This window comes from Aeromonas sp. QDB39 (assembly GCF_027707585.1).
In the GTDB taxonomy this organism is placed as follows: domain Bacteria; phylum Pseudomonadota; class Gammaproteobacteria; order Enterobacterales; family Aeromonadaceae; genus Aeromonas; species Aeromonas hydrophila.
The window spans coordinates 24,297-41,696 of record NZ_JAPCIV010000041.1 but is presented as its reverse complement, the minus strand read 5'-3'; the positions used below and the strand labels follow the sequence as shown (position 1 = coordinate 41,696).

Below are 17,400 nucleotides of genomic sequence, written 5' to 3'. Positions count from 1 at the left end.
TGGCATATGGATTTAGGGACTCAGAATACTTTTTTCTGAAAATCAAGGCGGCCTTCCCCGGAAAGCCGCGATGAACCTAAAAAAAGAGCGCCAACGGCGCTCTTTTTGCGTTCTTGCGACAGCAAGCCATCAGAACAGCCCCAGCCCCTTGAGCATGACGATCAGGATCAGCAGCGGCGACACGTAACGAATGATGAAGAACAGCGGCTTGAGGATCGCCAGCTCCAGCTCGCCGCCGTTGGTCAGCGCCTCCTTCATTCGCTCGAAGCCCCACACCCAGCCCACGAACAGGCAGAGGAAGATGCCGCCAAGAGGCATCAATACGTTGGAGGAGACGAAATCGAACAGGTCGAAGAAGGTCTTGCCGGCGATATGAACGTCCGCCAGCGAGCTGTTGGAGAGCGCGCAGGTCGACCCCACCGCCCCCAGCACCAGCAGGTTGAGCAGGGTCGCCTTGGGGCGGCTCATGCCAAATCGCTCTGACACCACCGAGACCGGCACTTCCAGAATGGAGAGCATGGCGCCGGTGGCGGCGATGGCGGAGAGCACGAAGAACAGCACCATGAACAGGTGGCCAAACGGAATGCTGGCAAAGACCGCCGGAATGGTGATGAACAGCAGGGAGGGACCGGCGGTGGGCTCAAAACCGAAGGCGAATACCGCCGGGAAGATGGCGATGCCGGCCAGCATGGAGACGAACAGGTCGGCGCACATCACCCGGAAGGTGGTCAGCGGGATGTTCTGATCATCCCGAAAGTAGCTGCCATAGGTCATCATGCAACCCATGCCGATGGAGAGCTTGAAGAAGGCCAGCCCCATGGCGGTCAGCACTACCCCGGCCGTTATCTTGGAAAAATCCGGTGAGAACAGAAAGTGCAGCCCCTGGCTCGCACCCGGCAGGGTCAGGCTGCGGATGCCGATAACGAGCAGCAGAATGAAGAGCACCGGCATCAGCTTCTTGGTCACCGCCTCGATCCCCTTGGAGACCCCCATCAGCAGGATGCCGCCCATCAGAGCCAGCACCAGCCACTGCCAGAGCAGACTCTGCAGCGGGTCGCTGATCAGCGCCCCGAAGGCCGCCCCGGTCACCTTGGGATCGGTCGACAGGATGGAGCCGTCAACGGCCTTGAAGATGTAGGCAAAGACCCAGGCTGCCACCTCGGAATAAAAAGACATGATAAGGAAGGCAGCCAGCACCCCCATGGCCGCAATCAACCACCAGGGCTGCCCCTTGGGGGCCAGCTTGCTGAGGGTGGTGACGGCATCGGACTTGCCTTTGCGCCCCAGCATGATCTCGGAGATCATCACCGGCAAACCGACCAGCAGCGTCGCGATGACATAGACCAGCAGGAAACCGGCGCCGCCGTTTTCGCCCGTCAGGTAGGGAAACTTCCAGATATTTCCCAGCCCGACGGCTGAGCCCAGGGTGGCGGCAAGGACGCCGAATTTGCTGGTAAAGCCATCTCTGGCCTTGGGGGTGATTTGACTCATGCTTGTCTCACTGTGCGCATCATGCGAGGGATACCGCTAATTTTAGCGGTCAGAATTTTCTGAGGATTAATCCGGCTTGCCAAGGTATTTTCGTGAAAAGCCTTGGTGAGAGCACAATTAGCCAAATTTAATTAATTTCATGGATTATTTGATGGATAAAAAAATGCCGCCTCGATGGCGGCATTTTTGTCAAAGCTCAATCAAATCAAGCCTTGGCAATATCGTCCGGGCCGATCTGACCGATTTCGGCGACTTTTTTGTCAGCCAGCAGCCAGAGGGTGAACTTGTGCAGTTCCGGGTGATGAGCCAGTGCCACCAGGAAGGCGCCACCAACTTCACGATAACCCAGTTCGTAGTTCTTCAGGGTGGTCGGGGGAACGCCCAGCAGATCTGCAAACTTGGGACGGCTCAGGCCGACCGCTTCACGGATCTGACGGATCTTCTTGCCAACAGTTACGATATTTGAATTCATGTGTTCCATACTCCGTACGGCGGATTGACTCCACCTTTATTTTTCGCGACGACTCGTAGTCAAGTGTATCAGTTTTGAACGGACTCGTTATGGTCGAGCCTCTATCTTTAATCAGCGTCTTTCGACGACAACCCTTGCAAACATCGGGGATGGTAATCGCTCAACCGCCTCAGGTAAACAGTCTCGAAAAGAAACCTTTATTGTTGCCACAGGAATAACTCGTATAATTCGCCGGCTATCCCTTAAGAGTAAGAACTCATGGCGCTTCCCGGCATAATCTCCTGTTTACACCCAGTCACCACCCCCGCAGAACTCGCTCGTCAACTGCAGCAAGGCCAGCAGACTCGTGCCGAGGCCTTCTGGTTGCCCGCCGCGCTGCACGATCAGGCGGCAGCAGTTTTGGCTGCGCTCGATGACAAGAGCAGCCTGTTTCTTGAGCAGCCCGCAACCGGGCTGCCATTGCGCAGTCACGACGGCGTCATGCAGGAAGATGGAACCCTGCTGCTTGGTAATGGCCAGCATCTGGCGCTGGCCAAAGAGCCGGGCGATGGCGGCCTGGTCCCCGTCAACGGGCTGGCCGAGATGGCAAACTGGCTCGAAGCAGGCCACCTGCATTTTTGCTGTTCAGCTGCAGTACAGCCTGTGGCGCGGGCCATCCTCAACATCTGGCCGCTCGACCCCTACCTGGCCCGTCATTTTTTGTGCAGTTTTACACCCTTACTGTGCGAAGCAACCGAGGCCGATTACCTGGCCGTGTTCCAGGCGAGGGAATTTCCCGCCATGGCGCAATCTGACTGGGTTCAGGCCTATATGAAACTCGAGAAGAGACTGCACCGAGCCTATTTGGATCACTAATTAATTTGGATAAACAGCCAGTTATCCACACGACACAATTTGCCATATGGATTATGTGTGAGCTTGATCATGTTTTGAAATCGGCATAGAGTGCGCCACGTCATCGGAATGACATCGGCTGTTCGTGAAGGGTTGAAGGCATTGCTTACGCTGCCACCCGCTCGCTTGTGCACCAGGAATGTGTGCCTCCCGGATGGATCCGGGATCCCTGCCAGACTCAACGCTGTTGTTCGGCAGAGCCTGCAGCTTACATAAATTAAAAAGTGCGAAGCACGTGAACAACGTGCCATCTCAACGAGGATTTTTTTATGATGAAAATGGCTCCTTCCCTGATCGCCATCGCCATGGCTGCCATGGGTGCAACTGCAGCTCACGCCGCTGACGACATCTACTTCGGTGCCGGTGTCGGTGCTGCTCACTTCAACGGTCTGAACAAGATCGAAAGCACCAACGTTGGTGAAGAAGACGCAGCTGCAGCCAACGCCTTCGTCGGTTACAACTTCACCGAAAACTTCGGTACCGAGTTCGGCTACCAGTACGCTGGTCGTGGCAACACCGACGGCAACCGTTACGAGAACCAGGGTGCCACCCTGTCCGGTATCGCTCGTCTGCCGCTGGGCGGCGACTTCTCTGCCTTCGCTGAAGGCGGCGCCTACTGGGCTCACACCGATGGTCTGGGCGTAAGTGACACCAAAGTGTCCCCGCTGGCTGGCCTGGGCGTGACCTACAAGGTTAACGACGCACTGGATCTGCAAGCTCGCTACCGCTACATGTGGGACGTGGCTGACCTGCACGCTGACAATGGTGACCGTTACAAGTCCAACCAGAGCGTTGCAACCCTGGAAGCCGTATACCACCCGTTCCGCACTTCCTACGTAGCCCCGGCTCCGGCCCCGGTTGTTGAAGAAGCGCCGGCCCCGGCTCCGCAGGTTGTCGAGAAGAACTTCGCCCTGAACTCCGACGTGCTGTTTGCCTTTGGCAAAGACAGCCTGAAGCCGGAAGGCGTTGCTGCCCTGAACGGTCTGTACCAGCAAATCGTTGAATTCCAGCCGAAAGATGGCAACGCTGTTGTCGTTGGTTACACCGACCGCATCGGTTCCGACGCTTACAACCAGAAGCTGTCCGAAGCCCGCGCTCGCACTGTTGCCAACTTCCTGGTCAGCAAAGGCATGGCCGCCAGCAAGGTTGCTGTTGAAGGTCGTGGCAAAGCCAACCCGGTTACCGGTACCAAGTGCAACGGCGTGAAAGCCAAAGCTCAGCTGATCTCCTGCCTGGCTCCGGACCGTCGCGTTGAAGTTCGCGTATCCGGCGTACAAGAAGTTCAGAAGTAATCTGACTCCGTTCAGATGATGCGAAAAGGGGATGCCACGGCATCCCCTTTTGTTTGTCTCCCCACCGCCAACTGACCAAAAACACAGCAAGGCGCGTCACTTTCTGTCAAATCGTTTCCCTCCGCCAGTTTTCTAGCACCCCGTGCAGAGCCGCGCCAGCGCTGGATATCTGTACAGAAACTTGATCAACGCGAGTCAAAAGAATACAGTAACTCCGCTTGTAAGGCATTGGATGAACTATTAAAAGTGCTTCCGGCCCGGTTAGTTGTCCATGGAGCCAAGGCTTCGTGAGTATCCAGGAACCATCTCTTTTTTCATTCAGGCCAACCGTGGTTCACCATGGCGGTCGCAGCTGAATTGTCACTTGTGACCGGTATAACTGAAGAGTGCGCAGTACGCCCTAGCACGGCAAACTCAACGAGGATAAAACGATGAAAATGAAAATGGCACCCGCCCTGATTGCTCTGGCCATCGCGGCCATGGGGACTTCCACCGCTCAGGCTGCCAACGACTGGTACACAGGTATCGGTGCTGGTTGGGCTTATGGCCACGACCTGAACGACTTTGGCAAAGATGCCGACAAGGATGCCACCGCGCTTTCCCTGTTTGGCGGCTACAACTTCAACGATAACTTCGGCGCCGAGCTGGGTTATCTCTACGCCGGCAAGGGTGGCGTCGATGGCGTTGACTTCAAGACCCAGGGCGCAACCCTGTCCGGTCTGGCTCGTCTGCCGCTCGGCGACATCTTCTCCGTGTTTGCAGAAGGCGGCGCCTACTTCAACCACGTCAACGGCAACGGCAGCAGCGACAACGGCACCGCGCCGCTGGCCGGTCTGGGCGTGACCGCCAAGCTCTCTGACCTGATCGATCTGCAAGCCCGTTACCGCTACATGTGGAACTTGGGTGACGAGCAGAAGACCTGGGAAACCAACATGAGCGTGGCCACCCTGGAACTGGTGATGCACCCGAACCGCTCCACTTACGTGGCACCGGTAGCGGCACCTGCTCCCGAGCCGGTTCCTGAGCCGGTCGTGGTCGACAAGAACTTCGCCCTGAGTTCAGACGTGCTGTTTGCCTTCGGCAAATCCACCCTGAAACCGGAAGGCGTTGCCGCCCTGAACACCCTGTATCAGCAGATCGTCGACGTACAGCCGAAAGATGGCAGCGCCGTGGTCGTTGGTTACACCGACCGCATCGGCTCCGATGCCTACAACCTGAAGCTGTCTGAAGCCCGTGCCCGCACCGTGGCCGACTTCCTGGTCGGCAAGGGTCTGCCTGCCGGCAAGGTAGCCATCGAAGGTCGTGGCGAAGCCAACCCGGTCACTGGCACCCAGTGCAACGGCATCAAGGCCAAGGCCCAGCTGATCGCCTGCCTGGCCCCGGATCGTCGCGTAGAAGTGCGCGTCACCGGCGTACAGCAAGTCACCCAGTAAGTCACCTTGGTGACCGAAAAGGAGGCCATCCGGCCTCCTTTTTTATTGCCTGACGCTCACCCTGAGTACCTCGGCTGACCCGCAGATCCCTGCTCATTGCCATCCTCGATACCACCTAAGTGGTTAAAAACCCTGCATCGCCTATAAATAGTGGTGGTTGTACACAACAGGGCTTGCGCCCTACTACACCAGACATCGACGAGGATACGCGATGAACATAAGAGTAAAACCTGTTTGGATTGCATTGGCACTGGCAGCCACGGGCGCACAGGCGGCGCCGGACAACGACTGGTACGCCGGGGTGGGAGGTGGCTGGGCCATCGCTCACGATCTGGGTGACTTTGGCAAGGATGCGAGCAAGGACGCCACCGCGCTCTCTCTGTTCGGCGGCTACAACTTCACCGAGAATCTGGGGGCCGAGCTCGGCTACCTGTCGACCGGTGACTGGGACGTGCAGGGCAACGATTTCAGCAGCCAGGGCGCCACCCTGTCGGTGATTGGTCGACTGCCGCTGGGGGATATCTTCTCGGTGTTCGCCGAGGGCGGCGGTTATGTCTACCACGTCAAGTCCATCAACGGCGGCGACAACAACCTGGCTCCGCTGGCCGGCCTCGGCCTCACCGCCAAGCTACACGACTGGGTCGACATCCAGGCCCGCTACCGCTACATGGTCCGGGTCGGCGACGATCCCGACAATGACAAGGTGGGCAGCGGCACCCAGCGCTGGGTCAGCGACATCAGCACCGCCACCCTGGAGCTGGTGATCCACCCCAACCACAGCAAACCGGTCGAGCCGGCCCCCGCCCCCATGGTCGTTCCCCCGCCACCACCCGCTCCCGAGCCGGTGGATCAGACCTTCAACCTGAGTTCGGACGTGCTGTTTGCGTTCGGCAAGGCGGAGCTGAAACCGGAGGGGATGCAGGCACTGGAGTCGCTCTATCAGCAGATAGCCGACGTCAAGCCCAAGGATGGCAACGCCGTGGTGATGGGCTACACCGACCGCATCGGGTCGGATGCCAACAACCAGGCGCTGTCGGAGGCCCGCGCCAGCACGGTCGCCAACTTCCTGATCGGCAAGGGGCTGCCCGCCGACAAGGTGAGCATCCAGGGCAATGGCGAGAGCAACCCGGTCACCGGCAGCCAGTGTGATGCCATCAAGGCCAAGGCCGCCCTCATCGACTGCCTGGCACCGGATCGCCGGGTAGAAGTCAGGGTCACCGGCACTCAGGGTGCCCCCGAGGCAGCCGCCGCCCCGGCCGAGCAGTAAGCCCAGCCACCAAGAGAGCACAGTGCCAGACGTGTGAAGAGGTGCAGATAACAACAGGTGGAGAGCAAGCCCACCCACAACGCGATGCACAAAAAAGGGATGCCGAGGCATCCCTTTTGCTTTGCGCCTTCCCGCAGAAATCAGAAGGAGGTACGGCGATAGCGACGATACTCGGGGCGCCAGAAGTTGGCCTCGATGGATTGATCGATCACCTCGTCCGGGGTCTGCACCGCCTTGCCCTGCAGCATGGCGGTCTTGGCCACCATCTTGGCGATGTAGCGGGAGACCTGGTGAATGTCCGCCAGATCCGGCAGCAAGGAGCCCTCCTCCCCTTTCACCAGCGGCGAGCACTCTGCCAGCGCGCGGCTGGCCGACATCAGCATGGCATCGGTCACCCGGGTGGCACCGGCGGCGATCACGCCAAGGCCGATCCCCGGGAAGATGAAGGAGTTGTTGCACTGGGCGATGACGTAGCGCTTGCCCTTGTACTCCACCGGTGCAAACGGGCTGCCGGTGGCCACCAGCGCCTGGCCATCGGTCCAGCGGATCAGATCTGCCGGTGTCGCCTCGACTCGGGAGGTGGGGTTGGAGAGCGGGAAGATGATGGGGCGGGCACAGTGCTTGTGCATGGTCTTGACCACCTCTTCGGTGAACAGCCCCGGCTGGCCGGAGACCCCGATCAGGATGTCCGGGCGACCGTGCTCCATCACCTCCAGCAGGGAGATGTTGTCCCCCACCGGCCAGTCGGCGATGCGCTCCACCGGCTGGGAGAGGCGGCGCTGAAAGTCGAGCTGGTTGGGGATCTTGTCGGTGATGAGGCCGAATCTGTCCACCATGAAGACCCGGCTGCGAGCCTGGGCATCGGTCAGCCCCTCGGCTTTCATCTGCGCCACGATCTGTTCGGCAATGCCACAACCGGCGCTGCCCGCACCGAGGAAAGCGACCCGCTTCTCGGAGAGCTTGGCGCCGGAGGCCTTGCAGGCGGCGATGAGGCTGCCCAGGGTCACGGCGGCGGTGCCCTGAATGTCGTCGTTGAAGCAGCAGAGCTCGTTCTTGTAGCGATTGAGCAGCGGCATGGCGTTGTTCTGGGCGAAGTCCTCGAACTGCAGCAGGATATCGGGCCAGCGGCGCTTGACCGCCTGAATGAAGGCGTCGACGAACTCGGCATACTCTTCGCCCGAGATGCGCGGATTGCGCCAGCCCATGTAGAAGGGGTCATTGAGCAGCTGTTGGTTGTTGGTACCCACGTCCAGCACCACCGGCAGGCAGTAGGCCGGCGAGATGCCGCCGCAGGCGGTGTAGAGCGACAGCTTGCCGATGGGAATGCCCATGCCGCCAATGCCCTGATCGCCGAGGCCCAGGATCCGCTCACCGTCGGTGACCACGATCACCTTGACGTTCTGCTTGGTGGCGTTTTGCAGCATGTCATCGATCCTGTCCTTGTCCGGATAGGAGATGAACAGGCCACGGGCGCGACGATAGATGTTGGAGAACTCCTCGCACGCCTTGCCGACCGTCGGGGTGTAGATGACCGGCAACATCTCGGTCAGGTGGTTGGTCAGCAGCCGGTAGAACAGCGTCTCGTTGGTGTCCTGGATGTTGCGCAGGTAGATGTGCTTGTCCATGTCGTTGCCGAACGCCATGAACTGACGGTAGGCCCGCTCGGCCTGCTCTTCGATGGTCTCGATATTCTGGGGCAGCAGGCCTTCGAGGTTGAAGTTGCTGCGCTCTTCGCTGGTGAAGGCGCTGCCCTTGTTGAGCAGCGGAGTCTCCAGCAGGGCCGGACCGGCATAGGGGATGTAGAGGGGACGTTTCTGGTTATTATCTTCAAACATGGATCGGGTACCTAAACGATGACCTGGACGAAGGAGTCCGCCGATCCTATGGGCTTGCGCCATTAATTTCAAAGAGTTTGCACATCCGTTGCAAAAGGTTTGCGACCCAGGCGACGAAAGGCGCCCGGGGTCAGACCAGTGAGCCGGCGAAAGCGGTTGGCAAAGTTGGCACCGTCGCTGTAACCGACCCGGCCGGCCAGCTCGCCGAGGGGCCAGTTGGTGTAGAGCAGCAGCTGGCGCGCCTTGCTCATCCTGAGTTCGGTCACCTTCGCCATGGGCCCCATGCCGAACGCCTGCTGGCAGAGCCGATGCAGATGGGGCACCGAGCAGGCCATCTGGTCGGCCAGCAACGCCACGCTCCAGGGCTCGTCGAGGCGTGCCTCCACCCGGCGAAACAGCGCCTGCAGCCTGAGCTCAGGCGTGCCGCGCACCTCCCCCTGCAGAGTGCGCTCCAGGAGCGCCAGCAGCAGGCTCAACAACTGGGGCTGCAGCGGTGAACGAGTGCCCTCCCCCTGCATCAGGCTGAGCAGGTGATAGAGCTGCTCCCCTTCCTCCCCCTGCCAGATGCGGTGGCCGAGCCGGTGCAGGTGCTGCCAGCGCGGCACGTCATCCAGCAAGATCCAGCTGGTGCGCCACTGCGCCCCCACCAGCTTGAGACCACCGGGCACTGCCGCCGGCAGGAAGATGAGCGAACCGGCCTGGATGGGCTGCTCGCCGCCATCGGTGAGCAGGGCGCCCCCCTCATCGTGACTCACCATCAGGATGTGAAACTCCGGCCGGTTGCGACGGATCAGGTAGTGGTCGCGGATGCTCGAGAGCCCGGTCAGGAAGATGCCCGCCTCGCCGAGCAGCGGCAACCCTTCGCGCCCCAGCATCCGCTCCTCACAGGCCGGGGCAATTTCCAGACACTCGCTGACAAACGGCATAACACCTCAACAGGATAGTTTTACACAAGAAAGCCGAGAGAGGCTCACAGTGAAGCCGCCCGTTACTCCCCCTATCATACCCATGACAAACCTTGCTTTTTATCTACCCGGTTAACATAAATGAATTATTGGCAAGCGATTTTAAAACAAACCACTGATCGTGAGTTCATGACCCGATTGTGGCGGCTGGCCCTGCCGGTCTCGCTGCAATCCATGATGTTCTCCCTGCTCGGCCTCATCGACATCATGATGGTGAGCCAGCTTGGCACCACGGCTGTGGCGGCGGTCGGCTTGGGTAACCGGGTCTTCTTCTTCAATCTGCTGGTGATAGCGGGACTCTCGGGCGGGGTCTCGGTGTTGGCGGCACAATATTACGGTCGCGGCGAGATGGCCGGGGTGCGCCGCTCGCTGGCGCTGGCGCTGGTGGGGGCCCTGCTGGTGAGCCTGCCGTTTGCCCTGGTCTACGTGCTCTCACCGGGCAGCGTGCTCGGCTTTGCCAGCCAGGAGCCCGCGCTGCGCGAGCTGGCCGATCAGTTTCTGATGATCACCGGCGCCACCATCCTCTGCACCGCCGTGGTGGTGCCGCTGGAGTCGGCGCTGCGCTCGGTCGGCAATGCCGCCGCCCCCACCCGCATCGGCATCATCGCCATCATCGCCAACGTCATCCTCAATTACGCCCTCATCTTCGGCCATTTCGGCTTCGAGGCGATGGGGGTGGCCGGCTCGGCCTGGGGCACCACCCTTTCCCGGCTGCTGCAAACGACCCTGCTGCTGCTCTACGTGAGACGCTACGAGGCGCGCCTGATCCCGCGAAAAGATGACTGGCTGGCCGCCTTCAAGCGCAAGGAGGTGGTGCGCTTCACCCTGATCGCCCTGCCGCTCCTGTTCCACGACGGGCTCTGGGCCTTCGGCATGCTGCTCTACGGCTTTCTTTACGCCCACCTTGGCACCGACTCGCTGGCCATCATGACCACCCTCGGCACGCTGGAGAGCATCCTCATCTCCCTCTTCTTCGGGCTGGCGGTGGCCTGCTCCACCCTGCTCGGCCACCGGCTCGGGGCGGAAGAGTACGAGGTTGCCTGGCAGCACTCCCAGCTCTTCCTGCTGCTCGCCCCCATCGGAGCCCTGCTGGTGGGGATCGCGGTCTGGCTGCTGCAGACCCACCTGCTGCAGTGGGTCGGCAACCTGCCGGGCGAGCTGATGACGGAGGCCGGCCAGGTGCTCGCCATCATGTGTCTGGGCATGCTGCTCAAGGTGTTCAACATGGTGGGCATCATAGGGGTGCTGCGCTCGGGCGGGGATGTGAATTACAGCATCTTCATCGACATCGTCGGCATGTGGTGCATCGGCCTGCCGCTCGCCTGGGGCGCCGTCAACCTGCTCGGCTGGCCCCTCTCCTGGGTGGTGGCGGTGGTGTTGCTGGAAGAGCTCAGCAAGGTGTTGCTGGTGCAGCGCCGTATTCGCCAGCGCCGCTGGCTCAGAAATCTGGTGCTGGGATAAGGGAAGAGAGCAAAGCAGGAAAATGCGGGGTCATATCAATGACAGAAAATCCCCGTTTGCAGTATGCTGGCCCCCTCTTCAATCAGAGGCAGGGCGCACCGCGTGCAGCGACATTATGCCCCTGCCCAGTAGTCGTTTAAGGAGACGAGCATGCAACCACAAAAAGAGCTGATCACCGAGACTGCCCTGCTGGAGATAGCCAACAAGATCATCAAGGAACACGAAGACTTCATCCACGGCATGCGTGCCGATTCGGTGGAGCAGAAGGGGGAGATCCTGGTGTTCAAGGGGGAGTTCTTCCTGGCCGAAGATGGCACCCCGACCGGCAAGACCATGGCGGTGTTCAACATGTTCAAGCTGCTGGCCCAGCAGCTCTCCGGCAAGTACCAACTGGGCTGAGCCCGCTCAACCCCGCTCAAGCAAGATGCCGCCCTCAGGCGGCATCTGTCTGTATGACGGCAGGCAGAGCCTGCTTGCCACCCAGCTCCCCCACCACGCAGTTGCGCCCGGCCATCTTGGCCATGTAGAGGCACTCGTCGGCCCGGTTGAGCAGATCCTCCACCCCCTCGCCGCGCAGGGCCAGGGTCAGGCCGATACTCACCGTCACCTCCAGCAGTTCGTCGGAGGTGGGGCTCTTCACCAGCCGCGCTTCCACCGCCACCCGCAGCCGTTCGGCCACCCGCTTGGCCTGGGCCAGCTCGGCGCAGTTGGGCAGCAGGATGGCAAACTCCTCGCCGCCGTAGCGGCCCAGCACCATGCCGGGCTCCAGCTGCTCCGCCAGGGTCGCCGCTACCTCCTTGAGCACCGCATCCCCCGCCAGATGGCCGAAGGTGTCGTTAATGCGCTTGAAGCGGTCCAGATCCAGCAGCAGCACCGCGAACGGCGCCTGCTTGCGGATCATGCTCATCCTCGCCTTCTCCAGCTGTTTCATCAGCAGGCGGCGGTTCATCATGCCGGTCAGCTCGTCGGTGGTGGACTCCCGGTAGAGCTGCAGCAGCATGTTGAGCTGGCCGCACTGCACCCAGCTGCTGGCCAGGGCAAACAGCCCCAGCAGCCAGATCTGGTTGAGGGTCTGCACGCTCCAGAGCGGCTGCCCCACCAGCAGCCAGTTGCCGGCCAGCATGGTGACCAGAATGCCCCCCGCCAGCTGCAGGCCGAGGGAGAGCGGAATGGGGAAGATGGCGAACAGGCTGATGAGCAAGTAGGGGAACGCCATGTAGCCCGCCTGCAGCTCCTGATCCGCGCCGAAGCTGTGCAGGCAGATGAGGGAGAAGAGCATCATCACCGCCATCAGGTAGCCGAGCGCCAGCTTCATGCGTTCGCGTCTGAAATGGATGAGGTAGGAGAAGGGGATGAGCGGGGAGAGGGCGAGCAGACAGAAGATCCGGGCCTGAAGCAGTTCATCGAACTGGGCGGAGGGCAAGGTCAGCCAGTCCACCACCGCCCAGGCGGGCAGGCCCACCATCAACAGACAGGTGAGCAGCCGAAGACGCACCGTCATAAAGCCCATGCGGGTCAGGGTAAAATCTTCGGAGTGGGCACGGGCACTCCAGAACTCCGACAGCTTCAGCATCCAGAGCCTCCAAATCGCAACAGAGGGCTCATTCTACGCCGTGCGGCGGCAAAATCCTATGCAACCGGTCCCATTTCCGAGCGAGCGCCGCCACACAAACCGGCGGATCATAATCGCCACGCGCAAACGTTTCAACTCATCAAAAAATAAACCCGTTGCAACCCGAATTAGCGCTGGTCAGCCCGTTCTCAATCACTAAAATAGCGCCCAATTTTCTGCCCCCTCCCCCACACATTCGAGGTATTTATGGAACAGGCTGCCGCCGTACGCGCAACCCGAGAGGCCCATCCACCCAGGCGAGCCCACAGCGAACTGGTCTACGGCATAGAGGATGTCCCGCCCCTGCCCCAGACCCTGTTCGCCGCCCTGCAGCATATGCTCGCCATGTTTGTCGCCATCATCACTCCCCCTCTCATCATTGCCAACGCCCTCGGCCTCCCTGCCGCCGACACCCGCTATATCGTCTCCATGTCGCTGGTCATGTCCGGCATCGCCTCCTTCATCCAGACCCGCCGCTTCGGCCCCCTCGGTTCCGGCCTGCTCTCGGTACAGGGCACCAGCTTCAACTTCCTCGGCCCCATCATCGCCTCCGGCCTCGCCCTCAAGCAGGCGGCCATGCCCACCGAGGATCTGCTGGGCACCCTGTTCGGCACCATGCTGGCAGCAGCCCTGACCATCGTGGTGATGAGCCGCTTCCTGCACCTGGTCAAACGGATCATCACCCCGCTGGTCACCGGCATCGTGGTGCTGCTCATCGGCCTGACCCTCATCAAGGTGGGCCTCATCAGCATGGGGGGCGGCTACGGCGCCCTGGCGGATGGCAGCTTCGCCAGCCACACCAACCTCTTCCTCTCCCTGCTGGTGCTCGGTCTCATCGTGCTGCTGCAGCGCAGCCGCAATCCCTGGCTGCGCCTCTCCGCCATCATGATCGCCATGCTGGTGGGCTATGCGGTGGCGCTGCTGCTGGGCAAGGTCAACGTCCCCACCTTCGACGGCCCGCTGCTGATGGTGCCGATCCCGCTCCACTACGGCCTCGGCTTTGACTGGCAGCTGTTCGTGCCGCTCGCCATTATCTTCGTGGTGACGGCGCTCGAGGCCATCGGCGACATGACCGCCACCTCCGACATCTCCGGCGAGCCGCTGGAAGGACCGGTCTACATGGCGCGGATCAAGGGCGGCGTGCTGGCCGATGGCGCCAACTCCATGCTGGCGGCGGTGTTCTCCACCTTCCCCATGTCCACCTTCGCCCAGAACAACGGCGTCATCCAACTGACCGGGGTGGCCAGCCGTCACGTCGGTCTCTTCATCGCCGCCATGCTCGCGCTGCTCGGCCTGTTCCCGGCGGTGGCCAGCCTGGTGCAGCAGATCCCCGAGCCCGTGTTGGGGGGCGCCACCATCGTCATGTTCGGCACCATCGCCGCCGCCGGCGTGCGCATCATCTCCCGCGAGGAGCTCGATCGCCGCGCCCTGATGATCCTGGCGGTATCGCTAGCCATGGGCCTCGGGGTGGCACAGGTGCCGGAAGTGCTGCAGCACCTGCCGGATCTGGCCAAGAGCGTGCTCTCCTACGGCGTCGCCACCGGCGGCCTCACCGCCATCATCATGAACCTGCTGCTGCCCAAACGCGCCGCCGCACAGGCCTGACACACCGCCATCCTTGCACCAAAGCCCCGCCATGCGGGGCTTTACCTCCTTCGCTGCCACGGGTAGTGTGCTGGGCAGCCTCTGCTCAGGATGCCTTTCATGCCCTATACCCTGCTTCCCCCCCTGCCCAGCAGCCACACCCCGGATCAGATCCTGGCCGAGGAGCAGCGCTGGCTGCGAGAATGCGCCCATGACCGCCAGCCCCGCGCCCACCTCTGGCAGGCTCCCCAATGCCTCATCGTCACCCGCAAGGACACCCGTTTGCCCCGCTACCAGGCCGCCTGCGAGCAGCTGGCCGCCGAGGGCTGGCCCGTGCATGTGCGCGACAGCGGCGGCACCGCCGTGCCCCACGGCGCCGGCATCCTCAATCTGTCGCTCATGCTGCCTCGCACCACCACGGATCTGGCTCACTACTACCGGCTGCTGGGGGCGCCGCTGCTCGCCCTGCTGGGGGAATATGGTCTTGAGGGCAGCTATGACTTCGTGCCCGGCTCGTTTTGCGATGGCCAGTACAATCTGGTGATCGGGGGTCGCAAGGTGACCGGCACTGCCCAGCGCTGGCTGGCACCGGGCCAGGATCACAGTGGTGCCGTACTGGCCCAGGCCATGCTGCTGGTGGCCGGCAACGTGGACGAAGGCACCCGGATGGCGAGCCGCTTCTACGAGCTGGCGGGCGGCGAGCTGCGCTTTCTCCCCAGCACCTCCACCACCATCGCGCAAGCCATCGCTTGGCAAGAGAGCGAGGACGAGCTGGTGGAGAGGGTGCGAACCCGACTCACCGCGCTGCTGACCCAGGAGTGAGCCCAACGCCCTGCTGCCGGGCACCACAACCTGCCCCTCATCAAAAACGCCCATAAAAAAAGCCACGACCCGGGTCGTGGCTTTTCGTTTGGATGGGTGGTCGCGGCGTCAGGCCGTCTGCGGCTCGGGCTCGGACTCCGTATCCCGGTCCCGGCTGAAGTAAGCGCGGGTCTCGGCGATCACCACGTGGCGCAGGCCGATGAGGCCGATGAGGTTGGGCACCGCCATCAGGCCGTTGACGATGTCGGCCAACAGCCAGATCAGGTCCAGATGGAGGAAGGCACCGCTCGCCACCAGCACCAGATAGATGAGGCGGTAGGGTTTGATCGCCTTCACCCCGAACAGGTACTCGGTGCAGCGCTCGCCGTAGTAGTTCCAGCCAAGGATGGTGGTAAAGGCGAAGAACAACAGGCCGATGCTCACCAGATACTGGCCGACATGGGCATCGAGCCCCTGGGCAAAGGCCAGACTGGTCATGGCCGCGCCGCTCACATCGCCGCTCCACACCCCGGTCACCACCAGAGTCAGGCCGGTCATGGTGCAGATGATGATGGTGTCGATGAAGGTGCCGGTCATGGAGACCAGCCCCTGCTCCACGCACGAATCTGTCTTGGCTGCCGCAGCCGCAATGGGGGCTGAACCCAGTCCCGACTCGTTGGAGAAGACCCCGCGCGCCACCCCGGACTGGATCGCCAGCATGATGCCGGCGCCGACGAAGCCGCCAGTGGCCGCATGGCCGGTGAAGGCACTCCCGATCACCAGGGCGATCGCCTCCGGCAGGGCGGCGGCATTGTTCACCAGTACACCGAGGCAAGCAACGATGTAGAAGATGGCCATGAAGGGCACCACCTTGCTCGACACGCTGGAGATGGACTGGATGCCCCCCAGGGTCACCAGCGCCACGATCAAGGTCAGCACTACGGCGGTCACTTCACGGGGTACCGAAAAGGAGAGGCTCATGGCGTCACTGATGGCGTTCACCTGCGGGAAGGTGCCGATGCCGAAAAAGGCGACGCCGATGCCGAACAGGGCGAACATCTTGGCCAGCGGCCTGGAGCCGAGCCCCTTCTCCAGATAGTACATGGGGCCGCCCGCCATCTGACCGTTGGCATCCTGCTGACGATATTTGACCGCCAGCAGGCACTCGGCGTACTTGGTGGCCATGCCGAACAGGGCTGCCATCCACATCCAGAACAGGGCGCCAGGGCCCCCCAGCTTGATGGCGGTGGCCACCCCGACGATGTTGCCGGTACCGATGGTGGCGGAGAGAGCGGTGCAGAGCGCGCCGAAGCTGGAGACATCCCCCTGCTTGCCCTGACCCTGGTCGCGGCCAAAGACCAGCCGCAGGGCAAGCGGCAAGCGCACCACCTGAAGCAGACCCAGACGCAGGGTAAGGTAGATACCGGTCCCGACCAGCAGGATCAGCAGGGGTGGACCCCAGATAAAGCTATCGATGGCGGCGAGCGCCGATTGAATTGATGACATGCATCCTCCTTAAGAAACAAAAATTAAGGAGGAGAAGGATGATCTTCCCATAGGTGTCGCGATCCCCAAAGGCGATCGGATGCAGGCCAAGAACGTGTTCACACTCTTACTGCGAGGCCGTGATCAAGGCTCATGCGCGACTCGGAATCCTCACGTATGTCTATACGCTCCGGTTCCTGCGCTGCTCTTTGCCTTGCTGACGACCTCTCGTTACCGATCGTGAACAGTTCCAAGCTCAGGTACAACCATCCCATCCCCTCTGTCCTTTTGCCTGAGAGTTTCCGGCGCCAGATTGCGATGCAATCACGGTGCCTTGCTCCTTCGGCGCCCGATTCAACGGGTCTCTCCAGAGTATCGTCCAGTAGCAGTCCACACCGGTTGCCCGGTACCTGAAAGATTCACTTCTTCGGTGGATGGTCGCCCATCGCTCTCCTGCTACCTTCATCCGAACTAGTTTGGATTAGGAAGCGGGCATGGTAATCCAAAAAGTGTGAGCTGTCTCCCACTCGGCCACCCCGGCCGCCGTTTTTTTTCGCACCGAACCATCTGTTATTTGTTCGTTAACTATCAATAAGTTATTCCCACTTGCCACAGATGGCCCCGCTTCACTAGCCGATACGGCCACCATATCAAGATGATATTTCGTCTCGACCAGAAAAACTTGCCGACATATCCAATCAAAAGGGTTGCACACAAACGCAATAAGCCGATAATCCCGCGCATAACTAAGCACTTTGCAATGGAGTTATGCAATGTGTCTGGTTGGTCCCTCCGGACCGCTCGCCTG

Annotated in this window: 14 protein-coding genes and 1 riboswitch; of the genes, 8 read left to right on the top strand and 6 right to left on the bottom strand. The window is 61.3% G+C overall.

What is annotated here, in order from left to right; all coding sequences use genetic code 11:
- Positions 1–129: 129 nt before the first annotated feature.
- A complete protein-coding gene (locus PG899_RS20085) occupies positions 130–1,491 on the bottom strand; it encodes a sodium-dependent transporter (protein ID WP_011705197.1) in 1,362 nt (453 codons plus the stop codon).
- 205 nt (positions 1,492–1,696) lie between these two features.
- Positions 1,697–1,963 carry a helix-turn-helix domain-containing protein gene (locus PG899_RS20080; RefSeq protein WP_005298604.1) on the bottom strand — a complete coding sequence of 89 codons (267 nt, stop codon included), beginning with the start codon at positions 1,961–1,963 and terminating at the stop codon, positions 1,697–1,699.
- Between the two features lie 258 nt (positions 1,964–2,221).
- Between PG899_RS20080 and PG899_RS20075 the strand changes: the two genes are divergently transcribed.
- From PG899_RS20075 to PG899_RS20060, 4 genes are all read left to right on the top strand, one after another.
- Positions 2,222–2,818 (top strand): hypothetical protein, encoded by a 597-nt coding sequence (locus PG899_RS20075; protein ID WP_077098286.1) that lies wholly within the window; start codon positions 2,222–2,224, stop codon positions 2,816–2,818.
- A 308-nt stretch (positions 2,819–3,126) separates the two neighbouring features.
- On the top strand, positions 3,127–4,149 hold the full coding sequence (locus PG899_RS20070; RefSeq protein ID WP_077098288.1) for an OmpA family protein: 1,023 nt from the start codon (positions 3,127–3,129) through the stop codon (positions 4,147–4,149).
- 431 nt (positions 4,150–4,580) lie between these two features.
- Positions 4,581–5,582, top strand: coding sequence for a porin OmpA (gene ompA, locus PG899_RS20065; protein WP_016349943.1), 1,002 nt, complete (start codon positions 4,581–4,583; stop codon positions 5,580–5,582).
- A gap of 211 nt (positions 5,583–5,793) precedes the next feature.
- Complete coding sequence (locus tag PG899_RS20060) at positions 5,794–6,849, top strand: OmpA family protein (RefSeq protein ID WP_270697597.1); 1,056 nt, start codon at positions 5,794–5,796, stop codon at positions 6,847–6,849.
- A 140-nt stretch (positions 6,850–6,989) separates the two neighbouring features.
- Here PG899_RS20060 and PG899_RS20055 read toward each other — a convergent pair whose 3' ends face one another.
- On the bottom strand, positions 6,990–8,684 hold the full coding sequence (locus PG899_RS20055; RefSeq protein WP_011705191.1) for an NAD-dependent malic enzyme: 1,695 nt from the start codon (positions 8,682–8,684) through the stop codon (positions 6,990–6,992).
- Positions 8,685–8,752: 68 nt separating this feature from the next.
- Positions 8,753–9,610: a helix-turn-helix transcriptional regulator gene (locus tag PG899_RS20050; protein ID WP_179101405.1), complete on the bottom strand. Its 858-nt coding sequence runs from the start codon at positions 9,608–9,610 to the stop codon at positions 8,753–8,755.
- Positions 9,611–9,730: 120 nt separating this feature from the next.
- Between PG899_RS20050 and PG899_RS20045 the strand changes: the two genes are divergently transcribed.
- Positions 9,731–11,110, top strand: a complete 1,380-nt coding sequence (locus PG899_RS20045; RefSeq protein WP_039215328.1) for an MATE family efflux transporter — start codon at positions 9,731–9,733, stop codon at positions 11,108–11,110.
- A gap of 150 nt (positions 11,111–11,260) precedes the next feature.
- A complete protein-coding gene (locus PG899_RS20040) occupies positions 11,261–11,509 on the top strand; it encodes a YciN family protein (RefSeq protein ID WP_077096197.1) in 249 nt (82 codons plus the stop codon).
- 34 nt (positions 11,510–11,543) lie between these two features.
- Here the strand turns inward: PG899_RS20040 and PG899_RS20035 are convergent, their stop codons facing one another.
- Positions 11,544–12,683: a GGDEF domain-containing protein gene (locus tag PG899_RS20035; RefSeq protein ID WP_077096198.1), complete on the bottom strand. Its 1,140-nt coding sequence runs from the start codon at positions 12,681–12,683 to the stop codon at positions 11,544–11,546.
- A gap of 246 nt (positions 12,684–12,929) precedes the next feature.
- Between PG899_RS20035 and PG899_RS20030 the strand changes: the two genes are divergently transcribed.
- Together PG899_RS20030 and PG899_RS20025 are read left to right on the top strand one after the other, a co-directional pair.
- Positions 12,930–14,327, top strand: a complete 1,398-nt coding sequence (locus PG899_RS20030) for a nucleobase:cation symporter-2 family protein (protein WP_077096199.1) — start codon at positions 12,930–12,932, stop codon at positions 14,325–14,327.
- Between the two features lie 99 nt (positions 14,328–14,426).
- Complete coding sequence (locus PG899_RS20025) at positions 14,427–15,128, top strand: lipoyl protein ligase domain-containing protein (RefSeq protein ID WP_077096200.1); 702 nt, start codon at positions 14,427–14,429, stop codon at positions 15,126–15,128.
- Positions 15,129–15,236: 108 nt separating this feature from the next.
- Here PG899_RS20025 and PG899_RS20020 read toward each other — a convergent pair whose 3' ends face one another.
- Positions 15,237–16,613, bottom strand: a complete 1,377-nt coding sequence (locus PG899_RS20020) for an alanine/glycine:cation symporter family protein (protein ID WP_077096201.1) — start codon at positions 16,611–16,613, stop codon at positions 15,237–15,239.
- Between the two features lie 249 nt (positions 16,614–16,862).
- A riboswitch (glycine riboswitch) is annotated at positions 16,863–16,973 on the bottom strand.
- Positions 16,974–17,400: the final 427 nt, after the last annotated feature.

Bases quoted from the DNA above. Each gene is read 5' to 3' on its own strand.
- PG899_RS20085 (WP_011705197.1), bottom strand. From the start codon at position 1,491: ATGAGTCAAATCACCCCCAAGGCCAGAGATGGCTTTACCAGCAAATTC.
- PG899_RS20080 (WP_005298604.1), bottom strand. From the start codon at position 1,963: ATGAATTCAAATATCGTAACTGTTGGCAAGAAGATCCGTCAGATCCGT.
- PG899_RS20075 (WP_077098286.1), top strand. From the start codon at position 2,222: ATGGCGCTTCCCGGCATAATCTCCTGTTTACACCCAGTCACCACCCCC.
- PG899_RS20070 (WP_077098288.1), top strand. From the start codon at position 3,127: ATGATGAAAATGGCTCCTTCCCTGATCGCCATCGCCATGGCTGCCATG.
- ompA (WP_016349943.1), top strand. From the start codon at position 4,581: ATGAAAATGAAAATGGCACCCGCCCTGATTGCTCTGGCCATCGCGGCC.
- PG899_RS20060 (WP_270697597.1), top strand. From the start codon at position 5,794: ATGAACATAAGAGTAAAACCTGTTTGGATTGCATTGGCACTGGCAGCC.
- PG899_RS20055 (WP_011705191.1), bottom strand. From the start codon at position 8,684: ATGTTTGAAGATAATAACCAGAAACGTCCCCTCTACATCCCCTATGCC.
- PG899_RS20050 (WP_179101405.1), bottom strand. From the start codon at position 9,610: ATGCCGTTTGTCAGCGAGTGTCTGGAAATTGCCCCGGCCTGTGAGGAG.
- PG899_RS20045 (WP_039215328.1), top strand. From the start codon at position 9,731: ATGAATTATTGGCAAGCGATTTTAAAACAAACCACTGATCGTGAGTTC.
- PG899_RS20040 (WP_077096197.1), top strand. From the start codon at position 11,261: ATGCAACCACAAAAAGAGCTGATCACCGAGACTGCCCTGCTGGAGATA.
- PG899_RS20035 (WP_077096198.1), bottom strand. From the start codon at position 12,683: ATGCTGAAGCTGTCGGAGTTCTGGAGTGCCCGTGCCCACTCCGAAGAT.
- PG899_RS20030 (WP_077096199.1), top strand. From the start codon at position 12,930: ATGGAACAGGCTGCCGCCGTACGCGCAACCCGAGAGGCCCATCCACCC.
- PG899_RS20025 (WP_077096200.1), top strand. From the start codon at position 14,427: ATGCCCTATACCCTGCTTCCCCCCCTGCCCAGCAGCCACACCCCGGAT.
- PG899_RS20020 (WP_077096201.1), bottom strand. From the start codon at position 16,613: ATGTCATCAATTCAATCGGCGCTCGCCGCCATCGATAGCTTTATCTGG.